The organism is Paraclostridium tenue, assembly GCF_039521565.1.
Lineage (GTDB): Bacteria > Bacillota > Clostridia > Peptostreptococcales > Peptostreptococcaceae > Paraclostridium > Paraclostridium tenue.
The window spans coordinates 1-12500 of sequence record NZ_BAAACP010000021.1 but is presented as its reverse complement, the minus strand read 5'-3'; the positions used below and the strand labels follow the sequence as shown (position 1 = coordinate 12500).

The following is a 12500-nucleotide window of genomic DNA, read 5'->3' as shown; positions in this document are numbered from 1 at the left end:
TTAAATCGTTTTCCTAACTTGTAACTCTATTGTATCATAAACAATTTTATTTGTCATTAATTTTTTACACTTGCTAATTCTTTTTCGAATTCTTCATCTTCTTTAGCCCATAAAAGTGATCTTTCTACTGCTCTTTTCCATCCTTTATATAGTACTTTTCTCTTTTCTTCACTCATATGTGGTTCAAATTCTCTTTCTATTGTTACAGATTTCTTTATGTCTTCTTTATCTTTATAAAATCCTACAGCAAGTCCTGCAAGATATGCCGCTCCCATTGCAGTAGTTTCAAGAACCTTAGGTCTATTTATATTAACATTTAGTATATCTGATTGAAATTGCATCAAGAAGTTATTAGCACTAGCTCCACCATCAACTTTAAGATTTTTAAGATTAAGCCCTGAATCTTCTTGCATAGCATTTAATACATCTTTAACTTGATATGCAATTGACTCTAATGTAGCACGAACTAAGTGAGCTCTATTTGCCCCACGAGTAAGTCCCATAATACATCCTCTAGCATACATATCCCAATAAGGAGCTCCAAGTCCTGCAAAAGCTGGTACTACATACACACCATTAGTATCTCCTATACTTTGAGAATAAAACTCACTTTGCTGAGCATCAAATAAAATTCTAAGTTCATCTCTTAACCATTGTATAGCTGCTCCTCCTATGAATATACTTCCTTCAAGAGCATATTCAACTTTTCCATCTACACCCCAAGCTATAGTTGTTAATAATCCATTTTTAGATTCAACTATTTTTTCTCCTGTATTCATAAGCATAAAGCAACCTGTTCCGTAAGTGTTTTTAGCACACCCTTCTTCAAAACAGGTTTGACCAAATAAGGCAGCTTGTTGGTCTCCTGCACATCCTGCTATAGGAATTTGAGCTCCTGCTAACATATGTTCATCAGTATGTCCATATATATAACTAGATGGTTTTACATCTGGTAACATACTCTTTGGTATATCTAAAATTTCTAATATTTCATCATCCCATTTTAATTCTTTTATATTATATAGCATAGTTCTTGCAGCATTTGAATAATCAGTTACATGAACTTTACCACGAGTTAAATTCCATATTAACCAAGTATCTACTGTTCCAAATAATAACTCTCCATTTTCAGCTTTTTCTCTGGCACCTTCAACATTATCAAGTATCCATTTTATTTTAGTTCCTGAAAAATATGCATCAAGTATTAATCCTGTTTTTTCTTTTATTTTTTCTTTGTATCCTTTAGCTTCTAACTCATCACATATTTGAGATGTTCTTCTACATTGCCAAACAATTGCATTGTATACTGGTTTTCCTGTGTTCTTATCCCAAACTATAGTTGTCTCTCTTTGATTTGTTATACCAATTCCACAAACTTGTTCTGGCTTTATACCGTTAGTTTCTAAAACTTCTCTCATTACACCACTTTGACTACCCCATATTTCCATAGGATTGTGTTCTACCCATCCTGGTTTTGGATAAAATTGAGTAAACTCTTTTTGTGATGTTGCAACTAAATTACCTTCCTTGTCAAATAATATAGCTCTTGAACTTGTAGTTCCTTGATCTAATGCCATCATATATTTTTTCATATTGTTTGCCTCCAATGATTATTTATTTAAACTTTGATGATATATATTCTATTTCATGTATCTTTTTATTCCTTTATCAAATACATAACCTGCTAAAACTGCTCCTATTATCGGTCCAACTATTGGTACCCAAAAATACATATTAGGTCCTAGTGCACCACTTTTCCAACCTGCTATAACTGCAAATAATTTTGGTCCAAAGTCTCTTGCTGGGTTCATAGCAAATCCTGTTAAAACTCCAAAGCTAGCTCCTATTATAGCTATTGTTATACCTATAAAAACTGGTGCTAAATTTGACATAGGTTTATTTGAGTTTTTCTCTTCTCCTACTGCTAGTATTACAATTACCAATAGCATAGTTATAAACGTTTCTACAAGTAGTGCATCAAATGAATTTAATGCTGCATTTGGATATGTAGAAAATATTGAAGCTGTTTTAAGTCCATCTGCACCTGCTCTTACTATGTTATGAGTGCTTTCAAATGATGTAAACAACTTATTAAACAATAAATAAACTGTTGCTGCTCCTGCAAAACAACCTAATATTTGAGATATGATATATGGAATTATCTTATTTTTTGGAAAATCCCTATGTACTGCCAATGCAATGGTTACAGCTGGATTTATATGAGTTCCTGATACAGCTCCAGTTACATATATGGCTATTGTAACTGCTAGCCCCCAAATTATACCTATTTCCCACTGTGAAACACTTGCTCCACTTAAAACCATAGATGCTACTGCTCCACATCCTATAAATATTAATATCCATGATCCAATAAATTCAGATATACACTCTCCTAGTAGTGTCTTCTTCAACTCAAATTCCCCCTTTGATATTTACCTTTAGCTAATTAGTTAAAAAAAACAGAGAGCACCTATAGTTTTATAGGGCTCTCTTGTCTCTAGCCAGTATTAATTTAATTAAATGCTATCACGAAAACATTTTCCAGTCAATAAGATAACTTGTTAGATATTTAATAAACTAATTTTTTATAATATTTAATTTTTATTATGTTTTTAAATTACCATATTTCAACGTCTGTAGTAGATATAGCCATTGCTCCTGACGCTAATCCATTTATTATTTCTTCTTTGCTATCTATAAGTCCACCGCATATTATAGGTATGTTTGGATATGTTTTATTCATTTTTTTAATTACTTTTTGAATTACTCCAGGCATGACTTCAATTGCATCAGGTTTTACCTTTCTTAAACTTTCAATTGCATTTTCAAGTGACATTGAGTCTATAAAGAAAAATCTTTGGACAACTTTTAAATCTAGTTCTATTGCTCTTTTTACTATATTTGTCTTAGTAGTTATAATTCCATCTAAGTTTAATTCCTTTTTCATATAATCTACAGCTATAGGACTTGATGATATTCCTGTAATCATATCAATATGTACAAATACTTTTTTATTATGCTTATGTAAAAATTCTATTTTATCCTTTAAACTAAGAATATCTTCATTTAATAAAAATACAATATCTCCATCCGAATTTGCAGCATCTTCAAGGTGCTCATCATTTTTTATTGCACAAATTATAGGATTTAATTCTAATAAGTCTTTCATATATGCCTCCACCTTTTTGCTTTTTTAAATTAATTATATCACTTTTTTTTAGTAAACTAAAATCGATTTCTTCGTTATATTTTTACCATAGCGCATATTTAAATTTATTACAAATATTTCACATTTATTTGTTATTTTTTTATTTATTTAATTTATCATAAAATTATTAGCTAAATGTTAATTAATAAAATGCTATGATTTTGCTTTCACTTGTTAAAAATGTAAATATAATTAATTTTAATTTTGGTAATGACACGAGTGTTACATATAAAAGAGATGAGTTAGTAGATACTCATAAGAATGAGTATGGAGTTAATTTAGAAAAAATAACAAAGGATAAATCATCATTGGAAAATTTTATAAAAAGCAATATAAATTAATATAAGCCACTATGTAAAAATAGTGGCTTATTACTATTTTACTAAATCAAATTTCATTTGTTGGTCATATAATAAATTCATACTATTATCTGTATATGTTGATACTTTTTTTATATCTTTTATTTTAGAAGTATTTTTTTTAGAATTTCCTATATCAAATATAGTTGTATATCTACCTGTATGTCTATCTAAAGATTCTTTTAAATGTATATCAAATTGTATTTCCTTATCATTTTCATCAAAGAAATATAAATGAGGGTAACCTCGTACTACACCATCTTTATAATAAGTGTATCTTATTTCTTTATCTGTAATTTGAATATCTTCTATAACTACTTTTCCATATTTGCTAGTTTCAAATACTATTGGCAAATTATCTATACCTTGAGGTTTTAACATCTTATCTTTTGTATTCTCATCATAAGATATAGGTACTAAAGTCAATGTTTTTGTATCTTTGTCTGCTTTTAAGAATTCGTATGAATTAGTTGCTATTCCAGTTCTAGGGTCAACTCCAGTCTCTCCTTTCTCTAATACATCTAAAGATTTGCCATTTTCATCAAATAATGCAAACCTATTTCCCATAATAGGTTCCCAGTATTCAAAAGATTTATTAATTTTTTCATTAATTAATATCTTATTAGCTAATGGAGATATAATCACTTTTTCTATATTTACTTTATGTTTTACATTTACCTTCTTACCCTCATAATCAAGAGTTTCCTTAAATTTAAAATTCTTATTTACTTTGTAATTATGAGTTTTAGAAATAGCTTTTGATTTATCAATTTTAGTAGATATTTTCCAATTACCCTCTGTTTCAAATATTTCATCTATACGAAACTCAACCTCTGTATCATTTTTTATATTTATATAACTTATATCTATTTTTTGAATTCCTCTTATCTCATTATTTGATATATAGGTTGCTTCTTTCTCTATAAATCCGTCTGGTATTATATTCTTACCACCTATATATGCAGTACATATAGTTGGACTTGCAAAGTAAGGGTCTTTATAATATTTATTTATTTCTTTTATATTTTTATCACTTTTTACAGTATAAAATACAGTTATGTAATTATCATCAACAGATACACTATCTATTGTAAATTCTATTCCCTTATCATTTACAGTTAAGTTTAAATCCTTTCCTAAGTTTTCTAAATCATCTTTGTCAGATTTATATAAAGATTTTTCATTATGACTAAAATAATCTACTATTTCTTGTATCATAGGTATTGACTCAGCTATAGCAGGATTTATTAGACTTACTCTGATTGCCCCTGTTCCAATTATTAAACCTGTAAATGATGCAATCATTATCTTTTTATACTTTCTTTTCTTTTTATAATCTTTTCCTTTTTTCATTGCCTTTTTAGTTAATTCGTCTATACTTTCTGGAATCTTTATCTCATCAAATTTACTCATTATTTTTCCTCCTTCAATATATCGTATAACTTTTTCTTGGCTCTTCTTATATACGATTTAGCTGTATTTTCATTACATTCCATAACTTGTGCAATTTGCGATATAGTTAAGTCTTGAAAGTATTGAAGTATTACTGGAGTTTTATATTTTTCTTCTAAAGAATCTATTGCATCATATAAATCTATATTTTCTTCTATATTTGAATAAGAAATTTCCCCTAAAAAATCTTCTACTTGTTCATCTTGAAATTTACTATAATGTCTATGTTTAATATTTACATTGTTAATAAGTATCTTTGTTAGCCAAGTTTTAAAGAAGTTGGGATTTCTTAACTTTGAAATATTTATGTATGCCTTATATACTGTTTCTTGATAAATATCAAGTGCATCATGTTCATTTTTAACATATAAAAATGCAGTTTTATAAAGATATTCCTTATAGTTATTTATAAGTTTTTCAAAAGATTCATCGCACCCCTCTTTTGCTTTATTTACTAATTGATATTCCCTATATTCTTCTTTCTTTTTATTTAAAAATCTTATTTTCTTAATAGCTATGTTTTCAATCATTTTATCCTCCCCCATAACCACGATTACATATATTAGATTCATAAAGCACTTATATAGTTGCAAAGTTTTATTATTTTTTACATAAAAATAAACTCTATTTAAATAGAGTTCATTTTTATCTTTGGCTATACAATTTTAATAAAGTTTTATAAATTCTTCAAGTAATGTACTAGTATTTTTTGTTTATATTGGTAAAAACCTTCATATGATAAATAAAATTCTCCTTTAGCTTTATCTGATATTGAACGAAGTATTACAAAAGGTACTTTATTTAAATAAGCAACTTGTGCCATTTAACTTCCTTCCATTTCAACCTCTACTTCCTCAATTTTATTAAATACTGCTTCTTACATAACTCAAATTCCAACTAATACTTTTTCGTCTTTTAAATTTTATATAATAAAAGTAATTACTAATTTTATAGTAATTACTTTTATTATCTCTTTAAATCCTATCTTTTTATAAAATATCTTTTAATATATTTAAAGCTGTTTTCTCATCTAATCCTAAATATTTTGTATAGTATGAAAGAATAACTTGTTAACAATTATAACCTTTTTCAAAAGTTTTTCTTATTTATAATTTATCCATATACTTTCCTTTTCTAATATTTTTATCAACAACAAATATAATCTTTTTTACTTAATATATTAGTACGTTTAAATTTATATAATTTATAATTATCCAATACAAAGATTATTAACCTATAATATTTATATATTCCAATTTAATAAAATAAAAAGCAGGAACAGCTATTGCTATTCCTGCTTTTAACAGAAAACAAACTTAACACAGAAAGTAATCTGCATTACAATTTATTTTAAGTATACCATAATAATATTGAATTTCTAATTATATTCCAGAAATATACTCACTATGGATAAACTTACAATATTTTCACTTCTAAAACATAAATCTCAATAACAATATTCTTTTGCTATAAGTAAAAATTAGAATAAAATTTATACTAATTGTCAAAGTTTAGGTAATATGAAATTTTTTTATTTTGATATAATATTTAATATAAAATACATATCAACTTTATAAAAGGAGGAAACCTAATTGAACCATATTTTTAAAAAGGAATACAAAATAAATATTTTTAATGTTGATTCTAATCATAAATGCAAATTTTCATCTTTAGTAGATTTTTTATGGGATGTTGTTATATCTCAGTCTGATTATTTAGGAGAAACTAAAGAAGGCTTTGTTCATAATCAATGTATTTGGGTACTTTTAAAGTATAATATAACTATATATGAATACCCTAAATTTAGAGATACAATAACTGTTGATACAAAAGTATTAGGTTCAAAAAAGTTTTATGGTTATAGACAAAATACTATAAAAAACTCTGAGGGAAAAGTTATATGTGAAGCTTTTTCAACAGCTATATTAATAGATTTTGAAAAAAGACGTCCTATGAGAATATCCTCTACCCAAAGCCAAATATATGGACTTAATGGAGAATTAGTTGAAGTACCTCCTTTAGATGATCTTCCTAAAATTCAAAAAGAGGATTATACCAAAGATTATCCTGTTAGATATAGTGATATAGATTCTAATGGACATGTCAATAATGTAAAGTACATGGAAATGGCAATGGATACTTTACCTAGATTTATTTTAAATGAATATAAATTATTTAATATTAAAGTACTATTTAAAAAAGAAACAACTTATGGAGACACATTACATATTTCATCTGAAGTAATTAATAATGATAATAACAATATCACTACAGTTCATAAGATCACAAATAACAACGGAAATCTTCTTACAAAATTGCAATTTATATGGAAGAAAAAATAATATAGTTTTATTCTTTAAATTAAAAATGGACATGTTATTTATCTGTAACATATCCATTTTTAATTTTTTATTTATCAAATTTTTTAAACATTATCTATTATTTAAAACTCCAGTTACATGATATTCTTATATATACATTGATACAACTAAAGTATCCCTATTATAAATTTAGCTATTAGAACCTAATTTTTTTATTAATTATTGGTTAAAATAACATAAGCATTAAATCTTTTAGATAAAGGAGTTATTTTATATGGAATTTTTACATGGTCAGGAAACACTTAGCATAATGGGCTGGATACTTCGTGCTGTCATTGCTTTTTTCTTTTTACTGGCTATTGCAAAACTTTTAGGGCAACGTTCCATTTCTCAATTAAGACTACTTGATTTTGCTATTACTTTAGTAATTGGGAATATTATTGCCCATCCGTTATCTGATGAAAAACTTGGATTAGAAGGTTCAATAATTACAACACTTGTATTAATTGTCCTATATATTAGTGGAGTATTTATCATTTTTAAATTTCCATCGCTTAGAAAACTTATTAGTAATTCACCAATTACAGTAGTTCAAAATGGCGAAATCCTCTATAATGGCTTAAAAAAAGCAAGAATATCTATTGATGTATTACTAGAAGAATTACGTGAAGAAAAAGTAGATGATGTTAAAAAGATAGCATTAGCAACTTGGGAGCCTGATGGTAAAATCTCTGTTTTTTTGCATCCAGAATATGAACCAATTACACCTTCAGCTTTGGGTATAAAAACACAACCTTTTACTTTCTCAAAAACAATTATTAAAGAAGGTAAAATTAATTTTAATGAGCTAAAAAAACTTAATAAAGATGAAGCTTGGGTTGTTTCTAAATTAGAAAATTTATATCAAACTGAAGTAAAAAATGTTTTGCTTGCCACACTTGATAATAAAGATAACCTAAAAGTTTTTTTATATAAATAATTTATTGAGGCGTAAACATATCCATTTATATAAAGATTAGTTTAAGCCTCTTTTATTCTAAAAACCTCATTCATTTATAATACAAATCATTATTGCTTATTCTAAACAAAATTAAACTTACTTTTATAATTACCACCTAATTTATTCGTAACTTTATAATTAAAGTATTTATGATATAATTTAATAATTGTAGATGTTTAAATACAAATCATTATTTATATTATTTCAAATTATATAAAAGTGGAGAAATTTATTTGAATAAAAAATCTATATTTTTAAGTTTAACAATTTGTTTTATAGTTTTATTCTTAGGATTTGTATCCTACTCATCAAAAATAGCAAATCCATTTATAGGATTAAAAGTATTATAAAATTAACTTTAAGTGACGATAAGGTTGAAAAAATCTCAGATGATCCACTAAGGTACATAAGTAGAAATGCTGAGAGTTTTATAAATTATATGGAATCTAAAGAATATACAGTAGAACAGATGGGTAGAAGTTTTGATTTAAAAAAGGGTGATGATCACAAGCTTTTAATGTTAGAAGGATTTATGTATAAATATAAAATTTTTAGTGAATACAAAAGTAGGACATAATCCTACTTTTAAATTTTTATTATATATTTTAAAAATTATAATTATTTATGAGTTAATTATATTTTGTAAAAACAATCTAACCTCTTTTGGTCTTTTTAAAACTACTATCTTACCTTTAAAATCTTCTTCTATCTTTTTATAATGATTGCACTTTTCTTTAGTACGTCCTTTATGAAGAATCCACCAAATAAATTCTAAGTCCATTTTCTCTATACAACCCTTAGCCATATCTTCGCGAGTTGTGTTTTTATTCTTAAAATATCTTTTTAATGCTCTATACATGCAGATTCTACGTGGAAAATTAAGAAAAATTATTTTATCAGCTTGTTCTAATCGTTCTCTTTGAAAAAAGTCACTATAATTTCCATCAATTACCCAAGAATCATTTTGCATAAAATCCCAAACTATTAAACGACCTTCATCTCTATCACGCATAACCCAATTGGGTAAAAAATTAACTGTATCAAGAAATAAAACGGGTATATTATAATGTTTTGCAAGTTGTCTAGAAAGCGTTGATTTTCCACTTCCACTATATCCAATTATTGCAATCTTCATTTTAACCCCCTCCATATTAATCTAATCAGATTTAATTCGCTATATATATTCCTATTAATAAAGTAGTTACTATTATCATAACTCCTATACTATATATGGTAATTCAATTAACTCACTAATACATCTATATAAATACCTATGATAAAAATAGCCTCAAAATTAACTATAACAGTTATTTTGAGGCTATTTTTTTATCTTATAAAGATATTACCATATTCATAAGTTTATTGTTTCTCTTTATAAACTCATCTAGTTCCCTAGAGTCTAATTCTTTATTAGCAAGTAAAGCTATATCTACTATTTGATTACAAATTAATAATAATTCTTCTTTTTTACTTTCATCATCTTTTAAATTAACAAGCTTTTTAATTATTGGACTATTGTCATTTATAACTAAAGTCTTTTCTTCTTCAAAATTCATGCCAAGGTCCATTCCAGCAAATTGAGACTTCATTTCAGCCATTCTTCTTGATTGTTCTGACACTAAAATTATAGCTGTAGTATCTTCACTTTTTAAACTTTCTACTGAGTAAGCTTTAACTTTATCTTTAACTAAATCTTTAAATAAGTTTTCTATAGCAGTTTTTTCTTCTTTGTTTTCATCTTCTTTTTTATCTTTTAAAACATCAGATAAATCAGCATCTATTCTATTGAAAGTAACTCCTTGATTTTTAAATTCAATAAATGATACAAAGTGGTTATCTATACTAGAATCTAGTATTACTGCATCAAGTCCATAATCTTTAAATAGTTTTATATATTGAGATTGTTGCTCTTCATCACTTACATAGAACACTTTATTTTCATGTTTTTCTTTGCAGTTTTCTAAATAATCATTAAGAGTTACATATTCATTATTTATAGTCTTAAATAATATAATATCTTTTATCTTATCATAGAATCCTTGGTCTTTTAAGCATCCAAATTTAATGAATACTTGTATATCATCCCAGAATTTTTCGTAGTTTTCTTTTTCATTTTTGTATAATGATTTTAATTTATCTGCAACTTTTTTAACTATATGCTTAGAAATTTTACTTACATCTTTATCATTTTGTAAGAAACTTCTAGATACATTTAATGGTAAGTCTGGGCAGTCTATTACACCTTTTAATAATAGTAAAAACTCTGGTATAACTTCTTTTATATTATCTGCAACAAATACTTGGTTGTTGTATAATTTTACCTTACCTTCTATAAGCTCAAACTCATTTTTTAATTTAGGGAAGTATAATATTCCTTTTAAGTTAAATGGATAGTCTACATTTAGATGTATCCAAAATAGCGGTTCGTCAAATGTTTTAAATACTTTTTTATAAAACTCTTTGTATTCTTCATCAGTACAATCTTTTGGTGATTTTAACCATAAAGGTCTTGTATCATTTAAAGGTTTTATATCTTCATCTTTTTCTTCTTTATCACTAACTTTTAAGTATATATCTACTGGTAAGAATGAACAGTATTTGTCTATTGTATTTCTTACTATATACTCTCCTAAAAACTCTTTACTTTCATCATCTAAAAATAGTGTTATAGTTGTTCCTCTTGTTTTTCTTGTATCACTTAAACCTATTTCATATTCTGTTTGACCTTCACTTATCCATCTTACAGCATCTGCATTTTCTTTATATGATAATGTGTCTATTTGAACTTTTTTAGCTACCATGAAAGCTGAGTAAAATCCTAGTCCAAAGTGGCCTATTATATCACTTTCTTCACTCATTTTATCTTTATATTTATTAACAAAATCTTCAGCTCCTGAAAAAGCTACTTGATTTATATATTTTTGAACTTCTTCTTCAGTCATACCGATACCGTTATCTTCAAATATAAGTGCTGAGTTTTCTTTATCTATAGTTACAGTTATTTTATATTCTTCATCTTTATTATTTTCTATTTCCCCTAAAGAAACTAACTTCTTGTATTTGTTTATTGCATCACAGCCATTACTTATAAGTTCTCTTATAAATATATCTTTATCAGAATATAACCATTTTTTTATTATTGGAAATATATTTTCTGTATGTATTGATATGTTTCCTTTTTTGTTTTCCATTTTATCTCCTCCTAAGTTTATCTTTTTAAAATAAATATCGGGATAAAATTGTCCCCCATGTTTATTATTTTAACACCTTCATTAGCACTGTCAAGCCTAGAGTGCTAATTTAATTATTTATTTTTCTTTCTATTTATAAGTAATCCTACTAATGAAGCTAGTCCTATTCCCATATAACCTAAAACTCCAGTATCTCCTGTTATTGGATTTAAGTAATTCTTATTTGATCGTTTTAAAGTTTCATTACCATTTAAGTTATTATTTTCAGTACTACTACTATTTTTATTATCTAAATTATTATTTTCATTGTTACCACTACTGTTATTACCTATATTATTATTTTCATTGTTACTGCTACTGTTATTACCTACATTATTATTTTCATTGGTGCTACTACTGTTATTACCTACATTATTATTTTCACTATTACTACTACTATTATTTGTACTTTCATTATGTTGATGTTTTTTAACTACATTTAATATCAATTTTTTAGTAGTTGTTTTACCTTGTGAATCTGTCAATGAATATATTACTTCATACTTTCCTGGTTCACTTATATTTGTTTCACTGCTTCCATTCATATTTTTTATAATGTATTTCACATCACTTAAATTTAAATTTTTATCTTCTTTGTCCTCTGCTTTAGATACAAAGTCTAATAAATTTACTTTTTCTCCACTATTTATAGTTACGTCATTTGTTTTTAATTCTAATATTGGAGCATTATTTAATATAGATTCTTTTTGATTTACTATTACTATTCTTTTTACTGTGGTCGTATTTCCATATTTATCTGTTACTGTATATGTTAGTTCATATTTTCCTGGCTTCTTTGTATCTACAATACCTGTAACTTTGATATCTTTAGTTATATTTCCATCTTCAGTATCAGTAGCTGTTACACCTTTCATTGGGTCAAACTTAGTTCCTTCTATAATACTTATATTGTTTGCTCCACTTATTACT

The 12500-nt window shown here is 26.0% G+C and carries 13 protein-coding genes; 4 read left to right on the top strand and 9 right to left on the bottom strand.

Translation table 11 applies throughout. From position 1 onward, the window contains the following. Positions 1–56 precede the first annotated feature (56 nt). The 3 genes from glpK to ABFX13_RS12905 form a co-directional block, all read right to left on the bottom strand. On the bottom strand, positions 57–1592 hold the full coding sequence (gene glpK, locus ABFX13_RS12915) for a glycerol kinase GlpK (RefSeq protein WP_346046691.1): 1536 nt from the start codon (positions 1590–1592) through the stop codon (positions 57–59). Positions 1593–1640: 48 nt separating this feature from the next. Beyond that, a complete protein-coding gene (locus ABFX13_RS12910) occupies positions 1641–2411 on the bottom strand; it encodes an MIP/aquaporin family protein (RefSeq protein ID WP_346046689.1) in 771 nt (256 codons plus the stop codon). Between the two features lie 206 nt (positions 2412–2617). After that, entirely contained in the window at positions 2618–3169 is a 552-nt protein-coding gene (locus tag ABFX13_RS12905; protein ID WP_346046687.1) for a glycerol-3-phosphate responsive antiterminator, read from the bottom strand. A 194-nt stretch (positions 3170–3363) separates the two neighbouring features. Between ABFX13_RS12905 and ABFX13_RS12900 the strand changes: the two genes are divergently transcribed. After that, complete coding sequence (locus ABFX13_RS12900) at positions 3364–3549, top strand: hypothetical protein (protein WP_346046685.1); 186 nt, start codon at positions 3364–3366, stop codon at positions 3547–3549. A gap of 33 nt (positions 3550–3582) precedes the next feature. Here ABFX13_RS12900 and ABFX13_RS12895 read toward each other — a convergent pair whose 3' ends face one another. The 3 genes from ABFX13_RS12895 to ABFX13_RS12885 form a co-directional block, all read right to left on the bottom strand. Then, positions 3583–4980, bottom strand: a complete 1398-nt coding sequence (locus ABFX13_RS12895; protein WP_346046683.1) for a DUF4179 domain-containing protein — start codon at positions 4978–4980, stop codon at positions 3583–3585. Then, positions 4980–5549, bottom strand: coding sequence for a sigma-70 family RNA polymerase sigma factor (locus ABFX13_RS12890; protein WP_346046681.1), 570 nt, complete (start codon positions 5547–5549; stop codon positions 4980–4982). The genes ABFX13_RS12895 and ABFX13_RS12890 overlap by 1 nt, the downstream gene beginning before the upstream one ends. 146 nt (positions 5550–5695) lie before the next feature. Next, positions 5696–5842: a hypothetical protein gene (locus ABFX13_RS12885; RefSeq protein WP_346046679.1), complete on the bottom strand. Its 147-nt coding sequence runs from the start codon at positions 5840–5842 to the stop codon at positions 5696–5698. A 769-nt stretch (positions 5843–6611) separates the two neighbouring features. Between ABFX13_RS12885 and ABFX13_RS12880 the strand changes: the two genes are divergently transcribed. The 3 genes from ABFX13_RS12880 (at position 6612) to ABFX13_RS12870 (ending at position 8917) form a co-directional block, all read left to right on the top strand. Next, positions 6612–7361, top strand: a complete 750-nt coding sequence (locus ABFX13_RS12880) for an acyl-[acyl-carrier-protein] thioesterase (RefSeq protein WP_346046677.1) — start codon at positions 6612–6614, stop codon at positions 7359–7361. Between the two features lie 253 nt (positions 7362–7614). Continuing rightward, positions 7615–8319 (top strand): DUF421 domain-containing protein, encoded by a 705-nt coding sequence (locus ABFX13_RS12875; protein ID WP_346046675.1) that lies wholly within the window; start codon positions 7615–7617, stop codon positions 8317–8319. Between the two features lie 460 nt (positions 8320–8779). Beyond that, the gene (locus ABFX13_RS12870; protein WP_346046673.1) at positions 8780–8917 is read left to right on the top strand and encodes a hypothetical protein; all 138 of its coding nucleotides are present in this window, start codon (positions 8780–8782) and stop codon (positions 8915–8917) included. Positions 8918–8962: 45 nt separating this feature from the next. Here the strand turns inward: ABFX13_RS12870 and ABFX13_RS12865 are convergent, their stop codons facing one another. From ABFX13_RS12865 to ABFX13_RS12855, 3 genes are all read right to left on the bottom strand, one after another. After that, positions 8963–9475 carry a P-loop NTPase family protein gene (locus tag ABFX13_RS12865; protein WP_346046671.1) on the bottom strand — a complete coding sequence of 171 codons (513 nt, stop codon included), beginning with the start codon at positions 9473–9475 and terminating at the stop codon, positions 8963–8965. 196 nt (positions 9476–9671) lie between these two features. After that, entirely contained in the window at positions 9672–11531 is a 1860-nt protein-coding gene (gene htpG, locus ABFX13_RS12860) for a molecular chaperone HtpG (RefSeq protein WP_346046669.1), read from the bottom strand. 113 nt (positions 11532–11644) lie between these two features. Beyond that, positions 11645–12500: DUF5011 domain-containing protein (locus ABFX13_RS12855; RefSeq protein ID WP_346046667.1), on the bottom strand; the 856-nt coding region annotated here is incomplete at its 5' end.

Excerpts from the sequence above, each read along its gene's own strand:
- ABFX13_RS12890 (WP_346046681.1), bottom strand. The coding sequence starts at position 5,549 with ATGATTGAAAACATAGCTATTAAGAAAATAAGATTTTTAAATAAAAAG.
- ABFX13_RS12875 (WP_346046675.1), top strand. The coding sequence starts at position 7,615 with ATGGAATTTTTACATGGTCAGGAAACACTTAGCATAATGGGCTGGATA.
- htpG (WP_346046669.1), bottom strand. The coding sequence starts at position 11,531 with ATGGAAAACAAAAAAGGAAACATATCAATACATACAGAAAATATATTT.
- ABFX13_RS12885 (WP_346046679.1), bottom strand. The coding sequence starts at position 5,842 with ATGGCACAAGTTGCTTATTTAAATAAAGTACCTTTTGTAATACTTCGT.
- ABFX13_RS12870 (WP_346046673.1), top strand. The coding sequence starts at position 8,780 with ATGGAATCTAAAGAATATACAGTAGAACAGATGGGTAGAAGTTTTGAT.
- ABFX13_RS12905 (WP_346046687.1), bottom strand. The coding sequence starts at position 3,169 with ATGAAAGACTTATTAGAATTAAATCCTATAATTTGTGCAATAAAAAAT.
- glpK (WP_346046691.1), bottom strand. The coding sequence starts at position 1,592 with ATGAAAAAATATATGATGGCATTAGATCAAGGAACTACAAGTTCAAGA.
- ABFX13_RS12900 (WP_346046685.1), top strand. The coding sequence starts at position 3,364 with ATGATTTTGCTTTCACTTGTTAAAAATGTAAATATAATTAATTTTAAT.
- ABFX13_RS12895 (WP_346046683.1), bottom strand. The coding sequence starts at position 4,980 with ATGAGTAAATTTGATGAGATAAAGATTCCAGAAAGTATAGACGAATTA.
- ABFX13_RS12865 (WP_346046671.1), bottom strand. The coding sequence starts at position 9,475 with ATGAAGATTGCAATAATTGGATATAGTGGAAGTGGAAAATCAACGCTT.